A 24,903-nucleotide genomic window follows, 5' to 3' on the forward strand; every position below is an offset into this window, starting at 1 on the left:
GGCGTGAATCTGTCGTCGGGGCTACCCGCGTGGCAGGATCGCAAACATGAGCACGTTCGCGACGATCTATCACAATCCGCGGTGCAACACCTCTCGCACAGCGCTGAAACTGATCGAGGAAGCAGGTGTGACTCCAAGGGTGATTCGGTACCTGGAGACACCTCCCACCGAGGACGAACTCCGCACGCTTCTCGCCGACGCCGGACTCGAAGCCCGTCAGGCCATTCGCACACGCGAGAGCATCTACAAGGAACTGGGGCTCGCAGGCGCGGACGCCGACACGCTCATCGCGGCGATGGCCCAGCACCCGTTACTCATCGAACGCCCGATCGTGGTGACCGACAAGGGCACCGTGCTCGCCCGCCCCGCCGACAAGGTGCTCTCCGTGCTGTAGAGCGCTACAACCTCTCGCGCGACACCGGGCACGACATGCATCGGGGACCGCCTCGCCCCGAGCCCAGTTCCGATCCGGAGATCCGCAGCACCTCGATGCCCGACGCCTCGAGCCGTGCGTTCGTTTCGACGTTGCGCTCGTATGCGACGACGACTCCCGGCGCGATGGCCAGCGTGTTGTTTCCGTCGTCCCATTGTTCGCGTTCGGCGGTGACGTGGTCGAGTCCGGTATCGATCAATCGCAGCTTGCCGATGCCCATCGCATCGGCGGCCGCCTCGAGAAACGGGTCGGCGCCGCGAATACTGACTCCTGCGTCCTCGCGGTGAATGGTGAACGCGGACAACGTGTCCGCAATGGCCGGGTACATCACCACCGCGTCGGTATCGACCATGGTGCACACCGTGTCCAGATGCATCGACGCGCGCTCCTGCGCGATCGGCACCACCAGCACGCTGTGCGCCAGACCGTCCTCGAACAGGCTGCGCGCCAACGCTTCTGCACCGGCGGGCGTGGTGCGCTCTCCCACTCCGACAGCCACCACACCCGGGGCGAGCAGCAACACGTCCCCACCCTCGACCGGAGCGGTCCGCGACTCGTACGCACGCCGCACGCCGCGGAACATCGGATGGAAGGCGTAGATCAGATCGGTCAGCGATGTCTCCCGCACTCGGGCGGGCAGAGCCAGCGAGGTGATCGCCACTCGATCGGCTATCCAGAACGAGGAGTCGCGAGTGAAGAGCAGGTTCGGCAGCGGATCGATGACGAAGTCCCCACCGTGATGCATTCTCCTAACCAGCGATGCCCCACTGAGCTGCGGCTCCCCCGTCTCCGCCTCGAGCAATTCGTCGAATGTCATGCCCGCCATCAGGATCTGCGCGAGTTCGGCCGCGGGCACACCCCGCAGATGTTGGGCGAGGTCCTCGGCGAGCGACCGGCCGAGCCGTCGGGCATCGACAGCGGCGGAGATACCCTGCATTCGCGCTGCGCCGCTGACCGTCATGGCCTCGGTGAGAAGCTCGCCGAGAAGCAGTACCGTGACCCCGCGACCACGCAGGAGATCGGCGAACGCGTCGTGCTCGTCCTGTGCGCGATCGACCCACGGCAGGCCGTCGAACAGCAGCTGGTCGTTGTTTCGCGGGGTGAGGCGTCGAAGCTCGTCTCCCGGCCGGTGCAGCATGACGGTGCGCAGCATCCCCACCTCGGAGTTGGCACCCAACGGGCCCGCAGCCACATCGACACTCATGAACGAACGGTAAACCCATTCGTCTGCCGCCGCTGGGATCAAGACCTGAAGTATTGTCGAGGTCGTGCCGATGCCCGAGTGGAACGTCCGCGAATTGACCCCTGGCCAGCTGTCCGAGCGCAGCGGAGTTGCGGTCTCGGCGTTGCACTTCTACGAGAAACAAGGGCTGATCAGCAGCCGCCGAACCTCGGGTAACCAGCGCAGATTCCATCGCGAAACTCTGCGACGGGTTGCCTTCATCCGGATCTCGCAGAAGGTCGGGATCCCGCTGGCGAACATACGTCAGGCATTGAGCGAGCTACCGGACGAGCGGACGCCCACGCGCGAGGACTGGGCCAGGCTCTCGACGCGATGGCATCGCGAACTCGACTCTCGGATAGAGCAATTGATCCGGCTTCGGGACAACCTGACCGGGTGCATCGGGTGCGGTTGTCTGTCGTTGGCCGGCTGCGCACTGGCCAATCCGCACGACGAGCTGTCCTATTCGGGGCCGGGTGCGCGCACGTTGGACGTCGATTTCGACGAACCCTCGACTCGACGCGGCTCGAGCAGTTTGGAGAATTGATCGTTGGCCTTCTGCAGTACGAACTCGTAGGGCGGAGCGAATTTTCGGGCGACCCAGTACCCGAACCTGATGTCGTTCGAGGAGTAGACGAGGTACTTGCGCTTGGCGATTCCGGCGAGAATGGCGTCGGCGACAACCGACGGTTCCACGGCACGCTTCTCGAATCGGTGTTGCAACTTCTGTACGCGCGGATCGTCACGATCGATGCCGGCGATCTGAAGCGTCTGCACCAGTCCGGTCTTGACCCCGCCGGGCACCACCAGGCTGACGCCGATGCCATGCCGCTTGAGGTCGTACTTGAGCACCTCGGACACCCCGCGCAGGCCGTACTTGCTGGCGCTGTAGGCAGCGTGCCACGGCAGGGGAATCAACCCGGCGGCAGACGAGACGTTGACCAGATGGCCACCGCGTCCGGCCTCGATCATCGGAGGCAGGAACTTTTCGATGATGTGAATCGGGCCCATCAGGTTGACGTCGATCATCGACTTCCAGTGCCGGTGCTCGAGATTCTCGACGGTTCCCCACGCCGAGATGCCGGCAACGTTCATCACGACGTCCAGGCTGCCGAACTCGGCGTGAATATCGTCCGCGAACGCGGTGACGGCCTCGAAATCGGACACATCGAAGGGCAAGGAGTGGCTGACGGTACCGCCCGCGCGACCGACCAGGTCCACCGTCTCCGCCAAACCGGTGCCGTTGATATCGGTGAGAAAGAGCTCGGCTCCCACTCCCGCAGCAGCGATGGCCGTTGCCCGGCCGATTCCGCTACCTGCTCCAGTGATCAACGTCTTCTTGCCGCGCAGATCGTATGTAGCCATCGAAGCTTGTATCCCCCACCGGTTGCCACGTGTCAGTTCGATTTCGACCCTACGCGGTGACGACCGGGAGGGTCGTCACAATCTTTGCGACATCTCGTCTCGGTAGTCGGCGATGGTGCGCTCGATGCGAGCAGCATCGTCGTCGGCACCATGTTTGCGTGCGTCGTCCGCGCGCTGCTGCAGGGTGCCGATCGCTTTCCGGAGCTCGTTGTCCGACATCCGTGGTCTCTGCACTGTGTGTTCCATATCACACAGTGTGCCCGGCAAACCGGGGTGCGGCAAGCACCCCGAGATCACGACATTTTCAGACGGTGACAGATCCCGACGTGATGTTCTCGCGCACGAAACTGGACAGACTCCGCGCCGCGAATTCGCGGAAGTAGGCGAGTTTGTCGGCGGGCACCAGTGATGGAAGGACCGTGTTCCAGACCTTCTCCATACGCGAGGGAGCATCCTCGAGACGCGACTGCGCCTCGGACACCATCAGGACTCCGGCGAGCATCTCGCACACCAGCAACGCCGCGTTGCCCGCGTCCAGATGGTCGGCCACGTCACCGTGCTCGATGGCCCGCTCGAAGAGATGCTCGAAGATGTTCCCCCAGGTGCCGAACACACTGCCGCGAGCGGTGTCGGATCCGTCGATCTCCATCTGCAACCGGTACATGACGCGAACCAAGGGGTCCGATGCCGCCAGTTCGAGTACCGAGTAGGAGATTCCGATGACGGACTCGAGAGCCGGGCTGCGACTGTCGACCAAGCCGGCGCACGCGGTGGACACGCGCTCGTGACCTTCGTCGACGATGGCACGGGCCAATTCTTCCTTGGACGCGAAATGGAAGTACAGCGCACCCTTGGTCACACCGGACTGCGCCGACACCTGACTCAGCGTGGCATTCGCGTGCCCCACCTCGAGAAAGAGATCTGCTGCAGCGCGCAGTGCGGCCGCTCGTGTGGCTTCTGCCCTGAGTTGTCTCACCATGTTCCGAACACCCCTGCTCTGTCGACCTTGCCATGACATCGACGCTCTGTGCGCGCTGCCCATCCGTCGGCCGATCGAGGTGAACGTGGAATTCACTTCGCCATATCGGACTGTCAGCGCTCGCCAATAGTAACCGGTTCGGTGGCGACTTTGTGATTCGAAAGTGACAATTGCATGAAGAACGGCTCGTTTACAAAACGATTGAAATGAAAAGTTCCACTTCTCCAGTATTTGTAACGACTTCGACTTCCTCTTTGTAGGCGCGAAATATCGATCCGGACATAACGCACTCGTCGACCTGAGCCCATACGTCCTCGATCGGATCCGCCAATGCTCCGGTGGGCACGAACACTGCGAACACGCCGGTCGGTATCGAGACGAACACGTCCCCCACGGCGACGTCACCGGGCGAGTCCACCGAGACCGCGACCACCGCATTGACCGTTCCGTGCGGATCCGGGACGTACACCGTGCTCACCTGAGTTGCGTCGATGTGCTTCTCGCGCACACGATCTCGTAGGAATCGCATCCACTCGCTGCCACTCGATTCCGCGCCGGGTTCCACTCGCGGTGCCACCAACCCACTGAACAGCTCCGCGCTGCGCGCCGTGACGCGGAAGGTCATCACGAACCGCCGGGCGCAGTGATCGCCAGATAGAGATCGATCTTGTACGCGTGCGGATAGCACTCGTAGTCGCCGGTGAACGATCGCACTATCTCGCCCTGCTCTTCGGCATGATCGATCTGGGTCCACAATCGGGTGAGAACCTCGGGGAAATACCCCACCGCAGAAAAACGTGCATATTTCGCCGCAGGCACTTTCGCAACCAGATGTCCGCGCGCGACTTGACCGAGCGAAGAACACAGATAACCGACTACCTGGGTATTGTACGAGCCGATACCGGGGGCGAAGTCGGTATAAATGGAAGCGAGCGGACCGGAGGTCTCCTGATTGAGAACTGCGGACCACGCTTGATCGAGTGCAGGGTCGTTGAGGCGTCCGAGCGCCCGTTTGGGGCTGCGAACGGGAAGACCCGCGACCCACGTTTCAGCGAGGTCGACGATCTCGAACGACATTCACACTCCGTAGAGAAGTTGCAGGGGCAGATCCTGTGCTCGGAACCGGCCCGTTCACAATATCGCCCGTCAATCTACCGGCGCGACTGGTAGGTGGATCGTCAATCGATCAACCATACTTCGCACCCGTTTCGATCGCCGCAACTACTGCCGCCGACGGTTCCTCCTGGCGAACCTCGGGTCCTGGCTTTCGCACCGGTCCCTGCGTCCTACCCGGCCCCATACATCGTGCGCGCTCGCCCCCTGACACTCGGGCCATGACACTTGCCGAATACCCGACATACGAACCGCTGATCCCTCGAACGACCCGCTTTCGTGACTATGCCCGCATTTCTCACCCGAAAAATCGGGCACAGGATGATGCCGAAGAATTACTTTCCGCGCACCGCGGCAGCAAAACTGTCGTCGCGAATACCTGACAGATCGCGCACAGATGTAATGTCCGCTCCGGAATGCGAGACCGGGAGAATACGAGATTCGCACGACGACAGAATTCGTGTCAGGGGCCAGTGCAGCGTGTGCAGAACCAGGTCCGAAATCAGCAATCGGCGCAACCAACCACTGGCCAGCTCATGATGGGCCCACGTGCGATACGAGCTCTGGACGTAATGCCGGTACTCGAGCGGTGGCGTCAGTAACCGACGTCCGGACACCTCGACGCGCATCGGCTCGATCTGTGCGATCCGCAGTCCGGCCTTGTTGAGACACAGTGACAGATCGATGTCCTCGTGCAGGTCGGTACGCAGGCTCGTGCGAGCGCGAACGGCTTCCCACGCGGACCTGCGGATAGCGAAGTTGTTGCCCGATGCGGCAGAAACCCACTGCTCAGAAGGCCTGTTCCGCACGGAACGGTTGACGAACGCCCGATAGGGTCGCGCCCACGGGGAGTCGTAGAGGTAGATCGGTCCGGTGACTGCGGCATAGTCGAGTCGGCGATCGAAGAAGTCGAGCACCGAGTCCACCCAGCCGGCCTCGATACGGGTATCGGCGTCGATGCGGCCGATGACCGATCCGCAGGCATGATCGAAACCGGTGTTGCGCGCATGCACGACGCCTCGCTCGGACTCCCGCAGCAGAACCACCTGCGGAAATCGCCGCGCGTATTCTCCGACGATGGCCGCGGTGTCGTCGGTCGAATTGTTGTCGACGACAATGATCTCGTGAATGCGATCGCGCTGAACGAGCAATGCATCCAGACATTCGCGCATGTGAGCCGACTCGTCGAACGCAGGCACAACAATGGAAAGAGTATTCACAACGCCAACCCCTGACACATTTTTGGCAATCGTGTAGCTCGATACCCTTACACGGTGAACGCATTCGATTTCGAGCCGCTGACGTTGACGATGCTACATCATTACTTCAAGAAAAGAACCCGTCGAATTAATCGGACTTTACGGATCAGAATTCAGAATTCGGCGGAAGTATCAATCTCTGCATTGCCTCCCGATCACGAAAATCGGCCTTCTCCCCGATCCACTCCTTCGCTGCGGGAAGGTCGTTCAACTCTCGGCGGCGGCGCGCCGGAGAGCCGACGTACACACCGTCCGGTTCACAATCTCCCGTCACCAGCGAGTTCGCCCCGATGATGCATCCGGCACCGATGTGTACGCCCGGCATCACCACCACGCCGGACCCGATCCACACTCCTGGGCCGATCACCACCGACTCTCCCCGCAATTCGCCTGCTCGCTGACGCGACGGTCCGGTCTCGTGAGTACTGGTGAGAATGCGGACGTGATCGGCGATGAAGACATGATCACCGATCACGATGTCGGCAACGGTGTCGAAGTAGCAGCCGAAGTTCACGAACACACCGGTGCCCAGCCGAATCGATGCCCGCCCTTGAATCATGGAACCGCCGTACATCAGGCACGGACCGGTTGTCCGCAGCCCCGCAGGCCGCAGGACGGACGCGCGCAGCACGGCAGGCAAGAACGGCGCATTCGCCAACGAGACGACAGTGGCCTGACGCATCTGTACAAGGGCCCAGCGGACGTCCGACGGGTTACGCATCCAGTCGCGGATACGCGAGCCGGCCGTCACGCGGCGGCTCGCATCCGTTCGTCGGACTCGGCACGATCGTCGACGGGCAATGCCCGGCACGGCACTGCTGCGAACAGTCGCGAGATCGGCCACCGCAGCGTGTGCATCAGCCAGTCCATGGCCACGATGCGACCGAGCTTGCGCGACGCGAGACCGTGCTCCTGGTACGAGCGATAGCCCGCCAACGCATAGTGGACGTATTTCACCGGCGATGTCGTCGCGCGCCTACCGGACACCGAGGCCTTCATCCAACCGTTCTGAGCGACGGACAAGTGCTCGGCGGCCAGGCACAGGCACAGGTCGATGTCTTCGTGGACGCAGGTTCGCTCACTGACCGTGCCGCGAACCGTGCGCCAGGCGGATGCGCGAATCGCGAAGTTGTTGCCCGATACCGCCAGGGCCGCCCGCACCGACGGCTCACGTCGTTCGGCGCGCGAATGCATCCACGCCAGGGGCCGAGCCCAGGGTGATTCGTACAGGAACGTCCGGCCACCCGTGGCAGCGACGGATGCGTGCTCGTCGAAGAAATCGACGATCGAGCGCGCCCACCCGGGCCGAACCCGGGTATCGGCGTCGATTCGACCGATGATCGACGAGTCCACCAGGTCGAATCCGGTATTGCGAGCATGGACAACGCCGCGATTGGGCTCGTGCACCAACACGACCTTGTTCGTCACCGTGCGGACGTTGTTCACCAGCTGAAGCGTTCCGTCGGTCGACCCGTTGTCCACGACGACGATGCGGTCGATATCGTCGCCCTGATCGAGCAGCAGCGTCAGGCATTCACCCAGATGATCGACCTCGTCGAGCACCGGAATTACCACACTGAGAGTGTTCATTTCGATCCCCTGACAAATTCGGACATTGAATACAGCGAAGCCACGTCTTCGAACTTACGACATGTTCCAGAAATTGCCTAAAGCTGTCCGAATTGCATATCCGCAGCTCAGCGGCCTGAACAATTCTTCGAGTTGGCTCGCGGCGTTCCAAGCATTCGAATCGAAGGTTTCGCACGGCAATTCTGCAATTCGAGTTCATCGACGCGCGTCTTCGAAAGACGAATCCCGAACCGACGACCTATTTCCGTCGATATAAATCCGTGTGGAATTCACTTCGCGGTAACGTTCGTCTCCGCCGTCGCCGGACAACGAAAAAACCGCCACTCGTGTGAGTGACGGTTTTCGTGTCGGTGGACGCGGGTGGACTCAAACCGAACACCTGGCAGCGGTTCGAGCGGCTGAGTTCCTCATGGAATCAGGCGAAGCTTCGTTTCGTTGACGAGCCGGACGGTGCCACTGACGACGAGCCGGAAGTCGTCGCGAACCCTAGGAGACGGCTCCCAACGATCCTGACAATTTGGCGCTCCCTGCACCAGTCACAGACAGTCGGACGGGCGGTGGAAAGCGCATTTGTGGAGAGCCATCGTTGCGTGGCCTCGGCGGGTCTGCGAACTGCCCGCGACACCAGTGAACTTGTGAGTTCGTAGGGCATACGGTCGTGTAGATCGCGTCGGGAGTATTCACACCGGCACTTTCATCTGCACAGAGTCCGCAAGAAATCTAACGTTACGGGCTCGATCCGGCCGTTCGGAGGGCCGGCTCCGAACCCCGAGTGCTGCTGGCGGTTTCAGTCCAGATCTTGGTCCAGTTGGGCTCGTTCGTTCTCACGGACGGCTTCGCGTTCGTAGGACTCTGCAATGGCGCGCAGGATGCGCGCAGTTCGGGGCCAACGCACCTGGACCGCCAGACTCCATTGTTTGTACTGCTCAGCCAGCCTTCGCTCCTGGCTGCCGCCGTCGTAGACACCACGCCAGGTGACACCGCGGATGTTCAGTCGGCCGGTGATTGCGCCGTTCTCTAAGTCGCGACTCCCGATCGACTCGATGAGATCTCGAACTGGAGCGGGTGGCCAGATTCCGTCAGCGTCGACCGGTGCGTGAGCAAATGTTTGGGCAATCAATTCGTCACCGATGTCCGCTCGGTCAAGGTCGGATAGTTGCAGACGAGCCTGCTTAACCCACTCCTGCATCGCAGCTTGATCAAGCGAGCCGTCCTCCTGACGTCCCGGGAAGCCGTGCCAACCGCGAAGGACCCACCAAGCGTGCTCTGTTAGCGGATCCGCACTCTTGCTCTGACGGTGAGGCTCGTTTGCACCCCGGAACGTGCGTTGAACGAGATCAACGAACAGGGCAGGGTCCGAGGCGAGAGCCTGGTTAAGTGCACGTGGTTCGCGGTCGTGCTGGAGGAGCCTGAAATAGCCGAACTCCAGAGATGCGAGGTCGGCAACTGGCACGTCGGCTGCGGCTAGATAGTCAAGCAATGTCCCGACGTAGTGGCCGGTCATCTGTGACATCCCCGCCCGCCCCGGGTCCTGAGTGATCGCCGCGCGCAAGACGGATAGGACCAGCGTTGCGCTCGGGAGATGTTCTTTCTGGTCTGCTGTCGGATTGAAGATGCCGTGGCTCGCGATCGCAATCGCCGACCAGGCTCGTGCTCGCTCAAGGAGCACCTCGATAGCTTTGGTGAGATGTTCATTGGGAACGATCTCGAAAGGTGCCTCGGACCAGAAGAGGTCTTCAGCGGCTGGGAACTCACGGAGAACTTCCCAGAACCGGCTTTCCGTCGGGACGTTAAGCACCAACCTTCTCAGTGCTTCGCTCCCCACGTCGCCCCCTTCGAGTGCTCGCCTGAGATCCGCTGGTCCATCGACGGCGAGGTGGCTACGGACCCACGTCGTCGCGGCTTCCTGAAGCGCTGTGCTATCCGATGCCAGCCAGTCCAGCATGGTGTCGAGAGCATCAATCGGCTCGTAGGTTGACAGGGTCCAGCCGACCTGTGTCGGAGCCTCAGCACGGACCGCTACTGCGCCGAGCTGTTCCCACGCGTCGGGGCGGGCAAACAAAACATCAAGTGCTTCGCGCCGTTTGGCTTCCAGCGCTGTCCGGTAGTGCTCGTAGTCGTTCAGGTCTGCACCCGACAGGTCCGGGTGCCAATTGAAGAGATATGCGAACCTGCGGAGGTCATCAGCAGGTTGGAGCAATTCGGCCAGTTTGTGCAAGCGGGCGCGTCGCTCCGCCGGCATTGCCCAGTCCGCGTCCTGGAAACGCTCGTGCCTCGCTGCAGTCTCTCGGACCTGTTCGAACAGGGCCAGTCGAACGTCCTCATCCAAGTCGCCGCGCGATGCCTCGTCCTCGAGGAACTCGATGATCCGATTCGCTTCGTCCTGGCCGACCGTGGACAGCGCTTCCACAAGCCATGGCAGGGCGGTGCGATCTGCCTTGGCCCATTCGATTGCACGGTCGACCAGGCTCTTCACGAACGCGAACCATTCGCTGTTCGGCATCCGGTCGCTGGGGGGCTTCCAGAGTTGATAGCGCGGCTCATTGGGCGGCGAGGCCCAGGCATTGCTGTCGGGCCACAGGGCCTTGAGTAAAGCCCAACCTGTCGTCTCGCTCACAAACCGGCAGGCATCGAGCGCTTGGAGTCGGGTCGCAAGATCTGCGCCAGTGTTGCGAATCCATCCGCAAAGGACGGTCGACATGCTTGCGAGGGGATTGTTACCGGAGTTCTTCGGCAGTTCGTAGTCGCAGAGTTCGGTCAGAATCTGTGTTGCGCGAACGAGGTGGTCGGGCGACCAGCAGAGCACTTCCAAGGCCCACAACAGGTGATGCTGTTGACCCGAAGGCCCCAGTGCCAGCGGATCGTCAATGGTCTGGAACATGCGGCCGACGGTCGGATCGCTGGTTGCAAGGTCATCCTCCAGTGCCGAAAGGAAGGTGCCTGGAGCAGCCTCGGCAAGAAGCGGAAGCACGTCGGCGATCGCTCCCCAAGTGTGCCCCTCGGAGCCGGTAGCGACCTGACGCAACACGTCGCTCACAACCCGTTCAACCACTGAGGATGCGAGATTGGTGTCACCGGGGCCTGACTCGATCACCCCCGCCAGGGCGAGACTCTCGGCGATACCGTGCCGCAGAGCAGGCGAATAGGTTCTCCCTTGCCCCTGCAACTGAGCGGCGATCCGCTCGTGCGAGCTGAGGCCTTCATATGGATTTGGGTCCAGGAGAACGCTGGTTGCGATCTCTGCCCATCGCGACGCCAGTTCTGATGACACTAGGTTGCCAAACTCAAGGAACGCCTCCTCCAGGGAAGTGAATACAAAGACATTCCGCACGTTCCGGATCGCCGGATCGGATCCGCGACTGGCGTCGGCGATAGCGCGCTGTAGGTCGACTGAGGGGACGGCAGCCAGTTCACTCAGGACTCGCACGTCCTCGGGTCGATCGGTCCACCGACTGGCCAGCATCAGTGCGGCGAGCGTGGCGGCCAGCGGCGGCCGAGACCACGTTGGCTGCTGCACGCGAGGTGAGCGCGAAAGCCGCCGGGCCAATGCGGGCATGCTCCGACGAGCAAGTACCGCGAGGCGATCGGCTTGACGCCATTCGACGTCGCCTTTTCTGAATGCCTCGGCCGCCTCGTTCCGGCCAACCCTCGGCAGGCGGATGTCGACGCTGCGGCGCATAGCAGAGCCGCTGTCGACGATAGAGACGACATGCCTACCGCTAGCGAGGGCGCGGGCTACGTCTGCATTGTCGAAGTCGGGCACCAAGATCCCAGGCCCTGGGAGTGCCACTATTCGATCCCAGACGCCTGTTGACCGGACGATTGTGACGGCACCAGGCTCACTCGACTTATCGTCGTCGGGCGTGAGGCACGCGCGCAGGAACCCCAAGGCGTCGTCGACCCACTCGGTCTGGATTGACGTAATCCTCGGTTCGTCACTTAGCAGGGAGAACAGTCGCTGTGCCTCCTCTGCTCGCCCGGCGACAAAGAGATTCAGCGGAAGAGCCGGTTCGGTAGCAGCGGAGAAGCGGTCCCACCATGTCTCCAGGGTCAGCGCGTCCCGGGGTCGAAGACCGAGAGTTTCCGAGACCCATAGATGTGCGGCGGGCGCAACCTGCAGCCAAGCTTCGAGGTCATCCGCATCGAGTACGAAGACATCCTTGAAGAGTTTCTCGGCTCGTCGCTCAGCGGCCCACGAGTCCTTGCCCTGCCATCGACGGACTGTCACGAAAACGAAGGCGACATCTTGCGATGCCTCGCCCTTTCGTCCGTCGTAGTCCTTGGTGGCTTTGCGCTTGGAGTCCTTGTCAGTGCCGAACTCGAACCAGATTTGTCCGGCCGGCAGCAACTGGGTCGGAAACTCAAGGGCCGCTACCCCGTCCTTGCCGGCAAGGGCAACCCCATCGCCTGTCCGTATCGAGATCTGGCCAGCCCCGGGGGTCTCGAACAACAGCCTACGCACCAACTCCGGAAGCCGATCCTGGGCTTCTCGAGCGTTGGTCTGGGGCCACAGCGCGAGCTGGCTCGCAGTCGCATATTCGGGACTGGCGGTTCGTCGTTCGGCAGCCAGACTCACGGCCGGCGCTCCGCGCTGCGCTTTGAGGCGCTCCACGTCGCTCGCACGGAACCTGTAGAACGACGTCCCTGGCACCCGGGCATCCGGGAGCAATCCCTGCTTGGCATACGACCGCACGGTGTTCTCGTGCACGGCCAGTCGCCTGGCTGTTTCGCGCACGTTCAGAAACTCAGGAGCAGCACCTTTCACACCAACAGCATACCTACATGTAGACTTTGTGCACTTGATGTTGACGATCTTGGTGCAGAGAAACGTGGAGCGAACATGGATACGGCGAGCGCGGCAATCGACCCGTCGTGGTGGGACGACGTGCTGGCGGCGGCGTCGCTTGATGACCCCTATGAGCCGCCAGAGTTGTTGTCGACGCATCTCGAGCGGGCGGCTGCCGATCCGTCTGTCACAGGGCTTCACAAACTGGTGCTGCAGGTGTTGGCGATGGCGTCATCGGCGATGTTGAACCCTGAGGACTGGCTGGAGCCGTTCACACCCGCGATGCAGTTCGGTGGCAAGCGGACCGTAGTGCCGGCGGACTTGGACGCTGACCAGGTGGCGTTGCTGGCGCGTATCGCTCAGCTGGTCGAGCGCGATGATCTGCGGGCTCGGGTCGCCGATGTCGCCTGGGTCTACGGGGACCGGTCGGACATCGAGATGTTGGACCGAGCCATCGACGCCTACCGGGCCGCACCACTGAAGGGTGATGTGTGGTTCAGCGTCGGGAAGGACGCGTGGGTTCGGGCCTTCGCGCTCGCGGCGCGGCGCGGAGCGGACGGCCATGCCCGGACGCAGGACATGTCGGACGCGTTGAAGGCTCAGGTCTTGGCCGGGCAGGTGACAGACAAATTCAGAACAGTGGGGTTTGCGGAAACCTTGCGCCAGCACGGTCGTGTCGAAGCGGCCGGGCGCGCTGAGGTGTGTGAAGCGCTTTTCGCGCTCGCAGCAAAGGCGTCGTCGGCAGCGCCGCGCCTGTCACGCCACGTCGAGCGTGAGGCACTCGCATGGCTTGGTGGTTCGGACGCAGCGGCGGCGAACGCGGCGACCGAGCGCGTTGCGCGGACATACATCGCTGAAGCCGATTCCCGCATTCAGGCGGACCCAAAGGCGGGCGCGCTGGTCGAGGGCCATTTTCTGGAGAAGGCAATCGCAGTGCTCCGAACCATCCCGCGCTCCTACCGGCTTGAGACGGGGCTCGACGAGCTCATTGACGACCTCCGCATTCGGCTGCGTGGGAGTCGGGAGTCGTCGATGGAGCAGATGATGCGTATCCAGTCGGACCCGGTCGATCTGACTGACGCCGTTTCTTACGCACGGTCCCGAGTTTCGGGTCACGCGGACAAGCTCGACGCGCTCGCTGCATTTGCGACGCTCGCACCGCCGCTGGATGAAGCCAGTACGCGCGAGAGCGCCGAGAAGATGCTGGAGGGCTCCATCAGCCACATCTTCGGATCTTCTACGTTTTCGTCTGACTTCCGCAAGATCGCATCGAGGCCGGGGTCTCTGGGTCAGGCCGATGAGGACACGGTTTGGGCCGAGATGGTCCGCACTGTCGTGTTTCACTCCCAGTTGCTCGGAAAGGGCATCATCCAACCTGCGCAAGAGGTACTGCTTACTGAGCACAAGTTCAGTCGGCAGTATGCGGTGTCGCTGTGCGTGGAATCGCCGATGGTGCCGGAGGGGCACGAGAGGTTGTGGGGCGACGGGCTGGCGCTCGGCTTGGGCGGCAACTACGGCGCTGCGGTCTGTGTTCTGGTCCCACAGTTGGAGCAGGTCGTGCGGGTCATGTTGAAGGGGCAAGACGTGCACACGCTGTTCGTCGATGAGCACGGCGTGGAGAGCGAGAAGAGCTTAAACACGCTTCTCGACATGACCGAGGCCGCGGACATCTTCGGTGCAGGGATGGTCATGGAGATGAAGGCGATGCTGGTCGTCCAAGGCGGACCGAACCTGCGCAACGACACCGCGCACGGACTTCTCGATGACAACTCTGCGTGGAGCTACTCGGCGCTCTACATGTGGTGGTTCTGCCTTCGGCTGGTGACATGGCCGATCATCGAGATGATAGACCGCGCTCAGAAGCAGGCAGCAGAGTTCGGCGCGACTCAATAGCCACCGTCGGAGCGGACACCGAGCCGGAAGCGCAGACTGCAGCCTACATCGAGGTGCCGTTGTTGGAAGACCAGCCCCATGAAGACTAGGTCGGGTCGGGTCGGGCCAAGAAGTCCGTTGGGGTGTCGGCGCACCCACGTTGGGATGAGCAGGACGCACGGTGCGATCTGAGCGGCCGAGCAACTAAGGACGACTGGATCCGCTGCCATGGACGCGCGTCAATCCGCGCCCTGACGCACCGCCTGTTTGATTGGGGAAACTCGGCGAAATGCAGGTGCAATCCGAGATCTCGCATGCTCACTTGAGCCAGAGGCGTCAGCGAGTGCCGCGGTTGTCCCACCGAGCGACGAGGCCATGATCGACTCCGTGGCCTTGCGAATGCGGTCCTCGCACGTTGTCGGTTCTGTGGTGCACCGCCCAGCGGAGCACCGTTCCGCCTGCCACGACGTCGTCACCGAGCATTCCTCCGCGTGGCGCATCGTTGCGCTTGGCGACACCGATCGTCAAAGTCCACATCCACGCCGTGGTGTGCTGCGGACGCTTGACTGGGGTGCTCTCATCATCGCGTCTAACACTCATCTTGGTTTGCCGCAGTGCAAGCTGTCCGACTAGTCACTCGGCCGCTTGGTCAGGGCTCCGGACGACATGCGGGTCGCCCAGCGATGCTGGCGGTACCGGTACGGAGCAATGGTGGCCGCATGTGCCTGCCACTGTGTTCGTGCTCTCGGCTGGGTCGGTGGCTTGCCAAGTCGCGAAGCCCAGCTTGCTCCGGCACTCTGTGCCTCATCTGCAAGTCGCCCGGCGGCGGTCTCGATGAGCGTCTGCCGCTCGGTGAGCGGGGTCTGCATGTCATCTGCGATCGGCTCGGCAGGCGTCGGGATGAGTCCAGCGACTCGTGCCCTGGTTCGCTTGCTGGGCTGGAGCTTCCGGGTGGCCTTGTCGAGCATGGCGGCCAGCTGCGAAGCGGGGTCGGTCTGTTCGTGGCCGGGCGTGAGCCTCTGCGCGAGCGCGGTGAGCGCGACCACTGCGAGATGACCGGTTGCTTCGTATCGGGCGAGTGCTGCTTCGAGGCGTTCGTTATGAGGGCTGGTGAACATGTTGTCGGCCACGTTCTCGGGGAACGGTGCGACATCGAGAAGCGCGGCCCATCGCTGGTCTGTGCTTCGTGGGCGAGTACGTCGTACTCGGCGAGCAGCGTGGACAGGGAGGCGTGCCGGTCGACCTTAAGCTTCACGGTTTCGGCGGCGGAGACGTCGGCGTCGCTGCGTGCGAGTACATTGGCGAGCCGGTCTGTCAGGGTCAGCGGCTCGGGTTGGTCGAGATGCGGCTCGACCTCGTGCGGGTCGGGGACGATCACATAGGCGTGGTTGCAGTGCTTGCCGCGCGTCATCGCCACGTAGAAGCACTCCAGCGACGAGGATTCGGGGTCGACGAGCGCGTGCGCGGTGGCAACGCTGGCTCCTTGAGCACGGTGAACCGTGGAGGCGTAGCCGAGTTGCGTTCCTCACGGACCGTACTGCGCGGGCAGCACGAGGGCTTTGCCGTGGGACTGGTCGCCGCGCCCAAGCCGGCGAACAGCGAGCGAGCCATCTCGTCGTAGCGGCGGGTGACGTGCCAGCGGTCGCCGTTCTTGACCCGACGAACAGGCGACCAAGGTAAACGGCTCGCGAACCAAGCACTCACCAACGGAATCGAGATCAGCGAAGACGAAAGGGCGACGATCCGGCTCGCTGAGCCCTTCGCCGCCCTCACACCAGAACCCGCATCAACCGATGTCAGGAGTTCTAGTACGTCTTCAATTGTGGAGCTGAGGGGAATCGAACCCCTGACCTTCTCGATGCGAACGAGACGCGCTACCAACTGCGCCACAGCCCCTTTGCCGTCATGCCGACCGGCTGGGTAACTCTAGCAAAGCCGCGTCGGACGATAGCTACGCGCCCTGGGCTCTGCGCAAGTCCCGGTCCTCGTCACGACGTGCCTGGAACGGCTCCTCGTAGTGATCGAGATGCTCGAACTCGGGATCCTCGTCGTCGATCTCGAGCACCACTGCGCCGGGGCGACGCAGTCGTTGGGGAACGAGCTCGAGCTCGTCGTCGGTTTCCGATTCCACACCGAGACGGGATCGGCCCATCCGAGTGAGCCGACGCCTGCGCACCTCTTCCTCGATCTGTACCTGACGACGCAGGTAGTACAGGTAACCGACGAGGACGGCGACCGACAGTCCACACAGCCACCAGACCGTCGGGGAGATGATGAAGGCCAGGGATGCGGTGGTGATCGCCGCGAAGACCAGCCCCAGAACTGCGCGCTGTCGAAATGCGTACCGCGCGGCCCTGGCGATCGCGTCGGCCTCGGGATCGAAACCGCCGCGGCCGCGTCGGCGAGGGACGAAATCGTCGTCGACCACACCGGGTTCGTGCGCGGGCGAACTCCCACGCGGTGCATCCGTGTCCGGTGCCTCGCGATCGAGGTCGCTGTCTGCTGCGTGAGTGTCCATCGGGTCCTCCGCGGTACCGGGTAGATCGGGTGAGTCTGGACGAGCAGTCGCAATCGTGGGGCCGAAGATCTCGCGGGCCGGCGCGGAGACTCGCAGGTCGTCCTCCGGTCGCCAGTCGGGATCACTGCGGTGACCGGTCGCGGGGCCGCGCTGCTTTCGCTTCGTGCCACCCCGATGCAGCACGCGCGTGGCGAGCGCAGCGTCCGTGGTCTGCATGATCTGCGGACGCTTGGTCATCAGCATGGGCAGAAGAACGAAGAGCCAGACGGCCACGAGACCGATCCAGATGATCGAGTTCGGCATCGGCGTTGTTCTCCTCCCCTTGGACGACGGCGACAGTGAAAGACGTCCTCAGGCTATGCGGAGGAGGAACGAGAACGACGCAGACGCGCCGACCCGAATTACACTCCTGTCACTTTGACAACACGAACGCTCGTGCCGCAGCAGCGAAAATCAGGCCCACGCAGCCCGACCCGCACGAACCAACCGATCGACGACGGTGCCCTGCACCTCACCCGAGGTGATCGCGACGAGCTTGTGATCGCGCCATTCGCCGTCGACGTCGAGGTACTTGTAGAGCAGCCCCTCTTCGCGAAAACCGACATTGCGCAGCACTGCCTGGCTGGCAAGGTTCTCCGGTCGCACCGTCGCCTCGACGCGATGGAGTCCGACGGGACCGAAGCAGTGGTCGAGCCCGAGCGCCAGAGCCGCGGTCGCCACGCCCTTGCCGTTGACCTCCTTGGACACCCAGTACCCGATCCAGGCCGACCGGAGTGCTCCCCGCACGATGTTTCCGGTGGTGATCTGGCCGCAGAACTCGCCGTCGACCTCGATCACCAGCGGCAGCATGTGTCCCTTGCGTGCCTCCGATTTGAGACCCGAGCACAGGCTCGGCCACGAGGAGATGTGATGCCGAGAGTTCCAGCTGCCTTCTCCGCTGGGCTCCCAGGGTTCGAGGTGGGCGCGATCCGCCGTGCGAATCCGGCTCCAGGCGGCCGCGTCGCGCATCCGCACCGGCCGCACGGTGACGGTTCCGCCGGCCACTCTCACTGGACCCAATTTCGCCGGCCAACCTGGGTGGCTCGACCACGTTCGCGGCATCCGTCGATGTTATGCGCTACGCGCAGGTGAGCGGAAACTCGTAGCCCACTACGAACTACCGCTCACATGGCGTCAGCCTCGCTGAGCGAGGAACGAGACCTTCACTTCTTCGCCGGTGCGGATTTCGGTGACCTCGGGATCGATGACGACCAGGCAGTTCGCCTCGGCGAGTGTCGCGAGTAGATGCGAGGACGATCCGGGTGCGCCGCCGAGGGCCTGGACCAGATATTCGCCGGTCCCCTCGTCGCGCATGAGCTGGCCGCGAAGGAATCCCTTGCGGTCCTCGATCGAGGTGATCGGCGCGACGGTTCGGGCGGTGACGGTCCGTCGCATCGGCTGCCGTCGGCCGAGTGCGATGCGAATCAGCGGACGCACCATGACCTCGAACACCACCAGCGCGCTGACGGGGTTGGCCGGCAACAGAAAGGTGGGTACTTCGTCGCGTCCGAGTTGACCGAACCCTTGGACGGATCCGGGGTGCATGGCAACTCGCTCCACTTCCATGTCGCCGAGTTCGCCGAGTGCCTCACGCACACCGTCCGATGCGCCGCCGCCCACTGCTCCGGCGATGACCACGATCTCGGATCGAATCAGCTGACCCTCGACCACCTCGCGCAGTCGCTTGGGATCGGTGCTGACGATCCCGACGCGGTTGACGTCGGCCCCGGCATCGCGCGCTGCGGCGGCCAGCGCATAGGAATTGACGTCGTACACCTGACCGGGCCCCGGGGTCCGATCGGTGTCGACCAACTCGCCGCCCACGGAGATCACCGACAGCCGCGGCCGCGGATGCACCAGCACCTTGTCGCGCCCGACGGCTGCGAGCAGTCCCACCTGAGCTGCGCCGATGATCGTGCCTGCGCGGACCGCCACGTCACCGGGCTGCACGTCGTCGCCGATCTTGCGGACGTAGTCGCCCGAGCGCACCGGACGGAACACCTTGACCCGGGCACGACCGCTGTCGGTTCGATCCAGGGGCAACACCGCGTCGGCCAGTGTCGGCAGCGGCGCGCCGGTGTCGACTCGTACTGCCTGACGCGGTTGCAACCGGATGGGTTGACGCGATCCGGCGGACACCTCGCCGACGACGGGAAGCGTCAGATCGATGCGTTCGTCGTCCTCGTTGCGCAGGTCGGTGCCCGCGGCCGCCACATCGACGCTGCGCACTGCGTAGCCGTCGATGGCTGCCTGGTCGAAACCGGGAAGGGGACGCTCGGTGACCACTTCTTCAGCACACAGCAGGCCCTGTGCTTCCGAGATGGCGACCCGAACAGGCCGTGGAGCCACCGCCGCGGCGGTCACCCGGGTCTGCTGATCTTCGACCGAGCGCATCTGGCCCTTCCTCTATGGCATCGACCCGCGATGCTATTCGTACGTGGTCAATTCCGGTGCCCAGCTGTCGCTCAAGCGTTCGTTCAGCCATTCGCGCAGCGCTGGGCCGTAGTCGTCACGTTGTAGAGCAAAGTCAACCGCAGCGCGCAGGTATCCCCCGGGATTTCCGAGGTCGTGTCTCGATCCGCGGTGCACCACCACGTGCACGGGATGGCCTTCTTCGATCAGCAGCGCAATGGCGTCGGTGAGCTGCAGCTCGCCGCCGGCACCGGGCTTTATCCGGCGCAGGGCGTCGAAGATCGCGCGGTCGAGCAGGTAGCGGCCCGCGGCAGCCAGGTTGGACGGGGCGTCCTCCTGCTTGGGCTTTTCGACCATACCGGTGACCTTGAGGACGTTCGGGTTGACCGCGTCGGGCACGATCTCGACGGAGAAGACGCCGTAGGAGGACACCTTGTCGTCGGGGACCTCGATGGCGCACAACACCGAGCCACCGCGCTTGGCGCGCACCCGGGCCATGACGTCGAGCACACCGCGGGGCATCACCAGATCGTCGGGAAGCAGAACGGCAACGGAATCCTCGTCGTCGTCGAGGACTTCCTCGGCACAGGCGACGGCATGCCCGAGTCCGAGCGGCTCGCGCTGGATGACCGACTGGACGTCGAGCAGACCGGGAGCAACCCGCACCTTCTCGAGCATCTCGAGCTTGCCGCTGGCCTCGAGCTTGTTCTCGAGTACGAGGTCCTCGACGAAGTGGGCGACGACGCCGTCCTTGCCGGGGGACGTGACGATCACGAGTCGCTGCGCGCCGGAATCTGCGGCTTCGCCGGCGACGAGCTCGATACCGGGAGTGTCGACCACCGGAAGCAGTTCTTTCGGAACGGTTTTCGTGGCCGGCAGGAACCGGGTACCCATGCCCGCTGCGGGAACGATGGCCGTGCGGAAATGCACGGGCGTGGCGGCGGTCGTCGCTGTAACGGCTTCTGTCATGGTGCTCACCCTATCCATGGTTTCTGGTGATCTGCTCGCCGTGTGCTGCGTTTTACCCCCGAGTGCATATCGTTGAACGACAGCACAGGAAGGGAGGACGAATCGTTGTGACCGTTCCCGATTTCACGGAGAACACGTCCAAGGATCGATGGCGAAAGTATGTTCTCGCCGAACGCCGACTGCTCGACGGTGCGCAACGCGCAATGGAGTCCTCTGCACTCTGTCACGTCCTCGGCGAGTTGGCGGCCGAACACCAGGTCGTAGCCGCGTACGTTCCCGTCGGCCGGGAGCCGGGTTCTTTTCGGATGCTCGACGCGATGGCCGCGGCCGGGTCGACCGTTCTGCTTCCGAGTGCGCACGAGCCGGGGCCGTTGCGCTGGGCTCGGTACGCCGGACGCGAGTCGTTGGTGACGGCCCCGTTCGGGCTGTTGGAACCGTCGGGACCGACGCTCGATCCCGACGCCGTGTCGGCGTGCTCTCTGGTGCTGATTCCAGCGCTGGCCGTGGACCGGCGCGGAACCAGGTTGGGCCGAGGCGCGGGCTTCTACGACCGCACCCTCGACCTGTGCAGACCCGACGCCATGCTGGTCGCGGTGGTGCGCGAGAGCGAAGTGGTCGATCGTCTACCCGCCGAGCCGCACGACAGACGGGTGACGCACGTGTTGACCCCCGGCAGCGGGCTCGTACGCTTGGGTACGGAATAACGCTACGATTCGATTCGTTGGCACTCCTGACTGTAGAGTGCTAATGCTCTCCCCAGTTTCGACAGTTTCGACGAACAGACAAGACACCGGCGTGGTTCGGCCTCGGCCAGCAGAGCGGCGAATTTCCTCGGTGACCAGCGCGGAGGAAACACGATGCCCACTTACTCATACGCATGCACCGAGTGCGACAACCGCTTCGACATCGTTCAGTCCTTCACCGACGACACACTGACGGTGTGCCCCGCGTGCTCGGGCAAGCTGCGCAAACTGTTCAATTCCGTCGGCATCGTCTTCAAGGGCAGTGGCTTCTACCGCACCGACAGCCGCGGTGGTTCGAGCACCTCGAGCGAGGGCGCAGGCGAGAAGAAGTCCGATGCGGCGGCCGCTAAATCGGACAGCAAGACCGACTCGAAGCCCGCCGAGAAGAAATCTTCCGATTCGTCGTCGTCGAACTCTTCGTCCTCCTCGTCCACCGCGAAAGCTGCTGCCAGCCAGTAGTTTTCCGCTTCATCCACAGGCCGGGCCGTTATCCACAGCCCGGCCTTTTCGGCGTCCGAGACGCCTTGGTCGGCGATAGCGTTTCGGCCATGGCTGCCGGTAAGAATCGACTCGACTCAACGCTGCTCGATCGCATCACCCTGCGTCCGGCGTGGGTCGGATCCACGAAATTCAGACGAATCGCAGCGGGAGTTCTGGTCGCTGTTGCCGCCGCACTGTTCGTCGACGACGCTGCCGGCGACGACCGAGTACAAGTGATCACGGCGGGACGCGACCTGACACCCGGCACCGTATTGACGTCGGCCGATGTGGTGGTGGCCGACTGGGACCGGGCGAACGTCCCCGAGGGCGCGCTCGTCGAATCCGAGGCCGTGGACGGTCGGACACTCACCGGACCGGTCCGAGCGGGCGAATTGCTCACGGACGTGCGCCTGCTCGGATCTCGAACGGCCACGACCGCTCTGGGGACCGAGGCACGCGTCGTACCGGTGCATCTCGCCGACGCCGCGGTGACCGACCTACTGCGGGAAGGCGACCGCGTCGACGTGTTGACGGTCGAGTCTCAGGAAGACCCGAATGCCGTCCCCGCGGCGCGGGTGCTGGCGTCGGGAGCGATGGTCGTGCTGGTCTCCGCCGACGCCGGTGGCAGCCGGCAGCGAGACCGCGTCGTACTACTGGCTCTACCGACGAACGACGCGACGACAGTTGCAGCCGCCTCGTTGGTCAGCGCAATCACCGTCACCCTGCACTAACGTTTCTCGAGACAGAACAAACCGAACGTTGGGAGAAGGGCTCATGCTGAAGGGCTTCAAGGACTTTCTACTCCGCGGCAACGTCGTGGACCTCGCCGTCGCCGTGGTCGTGGGCGCGGCATTCACTGCGATCGTCACCGCATTCACGACCAACGTCATCAACCCTCTTGTCGCTGCCCTCGGTGGCAGCAACGAATACGGCTTCGGCTTTCAGATCACGTCGTCGCCGGAATCGTTCGTCAACATCGGCGCAGTCATCACCGCGGTCATCAATTTCGTCATCATCGCGGCAGTGGTCTACTTCGTACTGATTCTCCCGGTGAACACGGCGAAGAAGCGCTTCGTGAGCCAGCCGGAGAAGGAACTGAGCGACGTCGACGTGCTGGTGCAGATTCGCGACATCCTCGCGGGGGGAACCACAGCGGGACAGAAGCTTTCGACCGCAGCCGACACCACCGGCGGCAGTGGCGAGGCAAACGACGCCACACCGGACCTGGGCAAGCACTCCAAGGACTGACACCGGTCTGCTTCGACGAATGAATGCGCCATTCACGCTGTCAGACAGCGTGAATGGCGCATTCATTCGTTGCGGGGGCCGGAGGGCCGGAGGCCGACTCCCTAGCCGACTTACGGCCGTGGCGTCAGCCGATGCTGAACGGCTGTCCCCAGAGTGTGGTCGTTGCCGTGACGGCATCGTTGTCGATGGTGACCTTCACGTAGGAACGGGCCTCGGCGTATCCGGCACATCCAGCGACGCTCAGGGTTTCGTCGGCGTAGGTGTAGCCACCGCCGTTGCCGTCGAACGAGAACTCGTTCGAAACCTCGGTGGCGACCGTAACACCGTCGATCTCGGCGGACTTCTCGTCGGCCACGAGCTTGACGTCGTTGAACTGGCCGGGGGCGAGAGCCAGCTCGACGCCTGCACCGATGTCGTAGGTGTTCGGCTGCGTGCGGTTGATCGTCAGTGAGCTCAGGTCGCCCGGCTCCAAGCCGATGGTGTTGCCCTGGCCGAAGGATGCGTTTCCGTCGGCACCGATCGCGGCGCTGAAATCCACCTGGCAGCCGACCAGGAAGCCCGGCTCGATGGATCCGCCACTGGCGTTGGAGGTCTCGACGGTGTAGTTGCCGGTGACCCACACGTTGCGCTGGGTAGGTGTGGCACCCATCGACGGCGAGATCAGCGCGCTCTGGCCGAATCCCTTGACGGTCACGGTGGTTCCGTCGATCAGCGTCTTGCTGATCTCGTTGTCCTGCAGTGGAACGAAGGTGTCGGCGTTGGCCGCTCCGGCGGACAGGAACCCGATCGCGATTGCGCCGACGGCTCCGGCCGCGGCCGTCTGGAGTCCACGCCGCATGGTGGTGGTGTTCTGCATAGCTACCCCTTTTGGGAAAGTGAAACGCGCTCTAGGCGAGGGTGAGTGAAGTAGTGGGATGCTCAGCCGAGGCTGAACGGCTGGCCGTAGAGCGTGCCCTTGTAGCGGTAGTTGCCGGTGAGCTCGAGTGTGGTGTACGAGCGAGCCTGCGCGTAGCCACCGCAGTTCTCCACGGAGATCCCGACATCCTGGTACTGAATCGCGGTGAACGGGCCCTTGACGTCCTTGCTGCCGAGCTCGACCTGCGCCACTTCCTTGTCCTTGATGGGGACGTTGACTCCGACGCCGCCCTCGAACTTGTTGGTGGTCTCGCCCTCGCCGCCGATGAGGAACGGGATGGGGAACAGCGTGATGATGTTGGTGTTGCCGCCATCGATACCGAAGCCCGCGTTCATATCGAGGCTCAGATCATCCATGTCGAGCTGGCAACCGACGAGGTAGCCCGTCTTCAGGGTTCCGCTCACTCCCTCGGGAACGTCGGCGGTAGCGGTGCCGGTGACCCAGCCGTTCCGGTTGAGAGGATTGTTCGCGATCGCGGGCGAGATGACAGCCGATTCGTCGACGTGCGAGATCTTGTACGGCCCCGCGACCTTCTCACCGTTCGGCAATGGAACGAACGTATCGGCGTTGGCTGCGCCGACCGAGAGCATTCCGATGGCAACGGCCGACGCCGCGCTCACTGCAGCGATTCGACTTACCTTGCGCAGCACGGAGTGACGAATATTGTTCATGATTCCCCTCATATGACCGGCCGATGCCCCATCCGATGGCCGGACCGATCGGGAGACATCTTTTCTCGCAGAAGAATACTGTACAAATCGGTACGAAGCATCCACAACGGACGCAATATCGATGCATGTTTCAGCAGCTCACAGATACCGTCCCTGCTTGCAGTACCTAAACAGCGCCCGCGCTCGCAACTCGACGTCCGTATTCGGAGCGACCGCTCGAATTGTGCTGACACAAAGCAAGAGAACGCACCCCGAATGCACAATGTATGCAACAAACCGATCGAGTAC

26 protein-coding genes and 1 tRNA gene are annotated in these 24,903 nt (G+C 63.2%); 8 read left to right on the forward strand and 19 right to left on the reverse strand.

What is annotated here, in order from left to right; genetic code table 11:
* The first annotated feature begins 46 nt into the window (after nt 1–46).
* The gene (arsC, locus tag AB0366_RS01485) at nt 47–394 is read left to right on the forward strand and encodes an arsenate reductase (glutaredoxin) (protein WP_366242435.1); all 348 of its coding nucleotides are present in this window, start codon (nt 47–49) and stop codon (nt 392–394) included.
* A 4-nt stretch (nt 395–398) separates the two neighbouring features.
* On the opposite strand, the gene AB0366_RS01490 is transcribed toward arsC, so the two are convergent.
* Nucleotides 399–1,637, reverse strand: coding sequence for an arginine deiminase (locus AB0366_RS01490; protein WP_366242436.1), 1,239 nt, complete (start codon nt 1,635–1,637; stop codon nt 399–401).
* Nucleotides 1,638–1,701: 64 nt separating this feature from the next.
* Here AB0366_RS01490 and soxR point away from each other — a divergent pair, with 64 nt between their 5' ends.
* Nucleotides 1,702–2,202, forward strand: a complete 501-nt coding sequence (gene soxR / locus AB0366_RS01495; protein ID WP_317805110.1) for a redox-sensitive transcriptional activator SoxR — start codon at nt 1,702–1,704, stop codon at nt 2,200–2,202.
* On the opposite strand, the gene AB0366_RS01500 is transcribed toward soxR, so the two are convergent.
* The 9 genes from AB0366_RS01500 to AB0366_RS01540 form a co-directional block, all read right to left on the reverse strand.
* On the reverse strand, nt 2,118–3,020 hold the full coding sequence (locus AB0366_RS01500; RefSeq protein WP_128645212.1) for an SDR family oxidoreductase: 903 nt from the start codon (nt 3,018–3,020) through the stop codon (nt 2,118–2,120). The genes soxR and AB0366_RS01500 overlap by 85 nt on opposite strands.
* Before the next feature lie 75 nt (nt 3,021–3,095).
* Nucleotides 3,096–3,266: a hypothetical protein gene (locus tag AB0366_RS01505; protein ID WP_366242437.1), complete on the reverse strand. Its 171-nt coding sequence runs from the start codon at nt 3,264–3,266 to the stop codon at nt 3,096–3,098.
* A gap of 58 nt (nt 3,267–3,324) precedes the next feature.
* Complete coding sequence (locus tag AB0366_RS01510) at nt 3,325–3,999, reverse strand: ScbR family autoregulator-binding transcription factor (RefSeq protein WP_187298403.1); 675 nt, start codon at nt 3,997–3,999, stop codon at nt 3,325–3,327.
* 190 nt (nt 4,000–4,189) lie between these two features.
* Nucleotides 4,190–4,624 (reverse strand): effector binding domain-containing protein, encoded by a 435-nt coding sequence (locus AB0366_RS01515; RefSeq protein ID WP_128645211.1) that lies wholly within the window; start codon nt 4,622–4,624, stop codon nt 4,190–4,192.
* Complete coding sequence (locus tag AB0366_RS01520; protein ID WP_128645210.1) at nt 4,624–5,076, reverse strand: effector binding domain-containing protein; 453 nt, start codon at nt 5,074–5,076, stop codon at nt 4,624–4,626. The genes AB0366_RS01515 and AB0366_RS01520 overlap by 1 nt, the downstream gene beginning before the upstream one ends.
* Nucleotides 5,077–5,447: 371 nt before the next feature.
* Nucleotides 5,448–6,350: a glycosyltransferase family 2 protein gene (locus tag AB0366_RS01525; RefSeq protein ID WP_366242438.1), complete on the reverse strand. Its 903-nt coding sequence runs from the start codon at nt 6,348–6,350 to the stop codon at nt 5,448–5,450.
* Nucleotides 6,351–6,477: 127 nt separating this feature from the next.
* The gene (locus tag AB0366_RS01530; protein WP_366242439.1) at nt 6,478–7,122 is read right to left on the reverse strand and encodes an acetyltransferase; all 645 of its coding nucleotides are present in this window, start codon (nt 7,120–7,122) and stop codon (nt 6,478–6,480) included.
* A complete protein-coding gene (locus AB0366_RS01535) occupies nt 7,119–7,961 on the reverse strand; it encodes a glycosyltransferase (protein WP_366242440.1) in 843 nt (280 codons plus the stop codon). Before AB0366_RS01535 ends, AB0366_RS01530 begins: the two co-directional genes overlap by 4 nt.
* Before the next feature lie 787 nt (nt 7,962–8,748).
* Nucleotides 8,749–12,726, reverse strand: coding sequence for a helix-turn-helix domain-containing protein (locus AB0366_RS01540; protein ID WP_366242441.1), 3,978 nt, complete (start codon nt 12,724–12,726; stop codon nt 8,749–8,751).
* Nucleotides 12,727–12,801: 75 nt separating this feature from the next.
* Between AB0366_RS01540 and AB0366_RS01545 the strand changes: the two genes are divergently transcribed.
* Nucleotides 12,802–14,640 (forward strand): DUF4209 domain-containing protein, encoded by a 1,839-nt coding sequence (locus tag AB0366_RS01545; protein WP_366242442.1) that lies wholly within the window; start codon nt 12,802–12,804, stop codon nt 14,638–14,640.
* 315 nt (nt 14,641–14,955) lie between these two features.
* Here the strand turns inward: AB0366_RS01545 and AB0366_RS01550 are convergent, their stop codons facing one another.
* Both AB0366_RS01550 and AB0366_RS01555 read right to left on the reverse strand, forming a co-directional pair.
* Nucleotides 14,956–15,147 carry a hypothetical protein gene (locus AB0366_RS01550; RefSeq protein WP_366242443.1) on the reverse strand — a complete coding sequence of 64 codons (192 nt, stop codon included), beginning with the start codon at nt 15,145–15,147 and terminating at the stop codon, nt 14,956–14,958.
* 101 nt (nt 15,148–15,248) lie between these two features.
* The gene (locus AB0366_RS01555) at nt 15,249–15,737 is read right to left on the reverse strand and encodes a hypothetical protein (RefSeq protein WP_366242444.1); all 489 of its coding nucleotides are present in this window, start codon (nt 15,735–15,737) and stop codon (nt 15,249–15,251) included.
* A 113-nt stretch (nt 15,738–15,850) separates the two neighbouring features.
* Here AB0366_RS01555 and AB0366_RS01560 point away from each other — a divergent pair, with 113 nt between their 5' ends.
* Nucleotides 15,851–16,240: a hypothetical protein gene (locus AB0366_RS01560; protein ID WP_366242445.1), complete on the forward strand. Its 390-nt coding sequence runs from the start codon at nt 15,851–15,853 to the stop codon at nt 16,238–16,240.
* A 202-nt stretch (nt 16,241–16,442) separates the two neighbouring features.
* On the opposite strand, the gene AB0366_RS01565 is transcribed toward AB0366_RS01560, so the two are convergent.
* The 5 genes from AB0366_RS01565 to AB0366_RS01585 form a co-directional block, all read right to left on the reverse strand.
* Nucleotides 16,443–16,515: transfer RNA gene (locus tag AB0366_RS01565), tRNA-Ala, on the reverse strand.
* A gap of 55 nt (nt 16,516–16,570) precedes the next feature.
* Entirely contained in the window at nt 16,571–17,440 is an 870-nt protein-coding gene (glpR, locus tag AB0366_RS01570) for a gephyrin-like molybdotransferase receptor GlpR (protein ID WP_366242446.1), read from the reverse strand.
* A 150-nt stretch (nt 17,441–17,590) separates the two neighbouring features.
* On the reverse strand, nt 17,591–18,238 hold the full coding sequence (locus AB0366_RS01575; protein WP_037191969.1) for a GNAT family protein: 648 nt from the start codon (nt 18,236–18,238) through the stop codon (nt 17,591–17,593).
* 72 nt (nt 18,239–18,310) lie between these two features.
* Nucleotides 18,311–19,570: a gephyrin-like molybdotransferase Glp gene (glp, locus tag AB0366_RS01580; RefSeq protein WP_032395737.1), complete on the reverse strand. Its 1,260-nt coding sequence runs from the start codon at nt 19,568–19,570 to the stop codon at nt 18,311–18,313.
* A 33-nt stretch (nt 19,571–19,603) separates the two neighbouring features.
* On the reverse strand, nt 19,604–20,557 hold the full coding sequence (locus AB0366_RS01585; protein ID WP_366242447.1) for a UTP--glucose-1-phosphate uridylyltransferase: 954 nt from the start codon (nt 20,555–20,557) through the stop codon (nt 19,604–19,606).
* A 107-nt stretch (nt 20,558–20,664) separates the two neighbouring features.
* Between AB0366_RS01585 and AB0366_RS01590 the strand changes: the two genes are divergently transcribed.
* The 4 genes from AB0366_RS01590 to mscL all read left to right on the forward strand — a co-directional run bounded on the left by AB0366_RS01590 (nt 20,665) and on the right by mscL (nt 23,028).
* Nucleotides 20,665–21,261 (forward strand): 5-formyltetrahydrofolate cyclo-ligase, encoded by a 597-nt coding sequence (locus AB0366_RS01590; protein WP_366242448.1) that lies wholly within the window; start codon nt 20,665–20,667, stop codon nt 21,259–21,261.
* Between the two features lie 153 nt (nt 21,262–21,414).
* Nucleotides 21,415–21,759 carry an FmdB family zinc ribbon protein gene (locus AB0366_RS01595; protein WP_366242449.1) on the forward strand — a complete coding sequence of 115 codons (345 nt, stop codon included), beginning with the start codon at nt 21,415–21,417 and terminating at the stop codon, nt 21,757–21,759.
* A gap of 89 nt (nt 21,760–21,848) precedes the next feature.
* Nucleotides 21,849–22,511, forward strand: coding sequence for an SAF domain-containing protein (locus AB0366_RS01600; RefSeq protein WP_366242450.1), 663 nt, complete (start codon nt 21,849–21,851; stop codon nt 22,509–22,511).
* Between the two features lie 43 nt (nt 22,512–22,554).
* On the forward strand, nt 22,555–23,028 hold the full coding sequence (gene mscL / locus AB0366_RS01605) for a large conductance mechanosensitive channel protein MscL (protein WP_366242451.1): 474 nt from the start codon (nt 22,555–22,557) through the stop codon (nt 23,026–23,028).
* 124 nt (nt 23,029–23,152) lie between these two features.
* Here the strand turns inward: mscL and AB0366_RS01610 are convergent, their stop codons facing one another.
* Together AB0366_RS01610 and AB0366_RS01615 are read right to left on the reverse strand one after the other, a co-directional pair.
* Complete coding sequence (locus AB0366_RS01610) at nt 23,153–23,884, reverse strand: MspA family porin (protein ID WP_366242452.1); 732 nt, start codon at nt 23,882–23,884, stop codon at nt 23,153–23,155.
* Between the two features lie 62 nt (nt 23,885–23,946).
* Nucleotides 23,947–24,615, reverse strand: a complete 669-nt coding sequence (locus tag AB0366_RS01615; RefSeq protein WP_128646326.1) for an MspA family porin — start codon at nt 24,613–24,615, stop codon at nt 23,947–23,949.
* Nucleotides 24,616–24,903: the final 288 nt, after the last annotated feature.

It is taken from the genome of Rhodococcus sp. NPDC076796 (assembly GCF_040702765.1).
Lineage (GTDB): Bacteria > Actinomycetota > Actinomycetes > Mycobacteriales > Mycobacteriaceae > Rhodococcoides.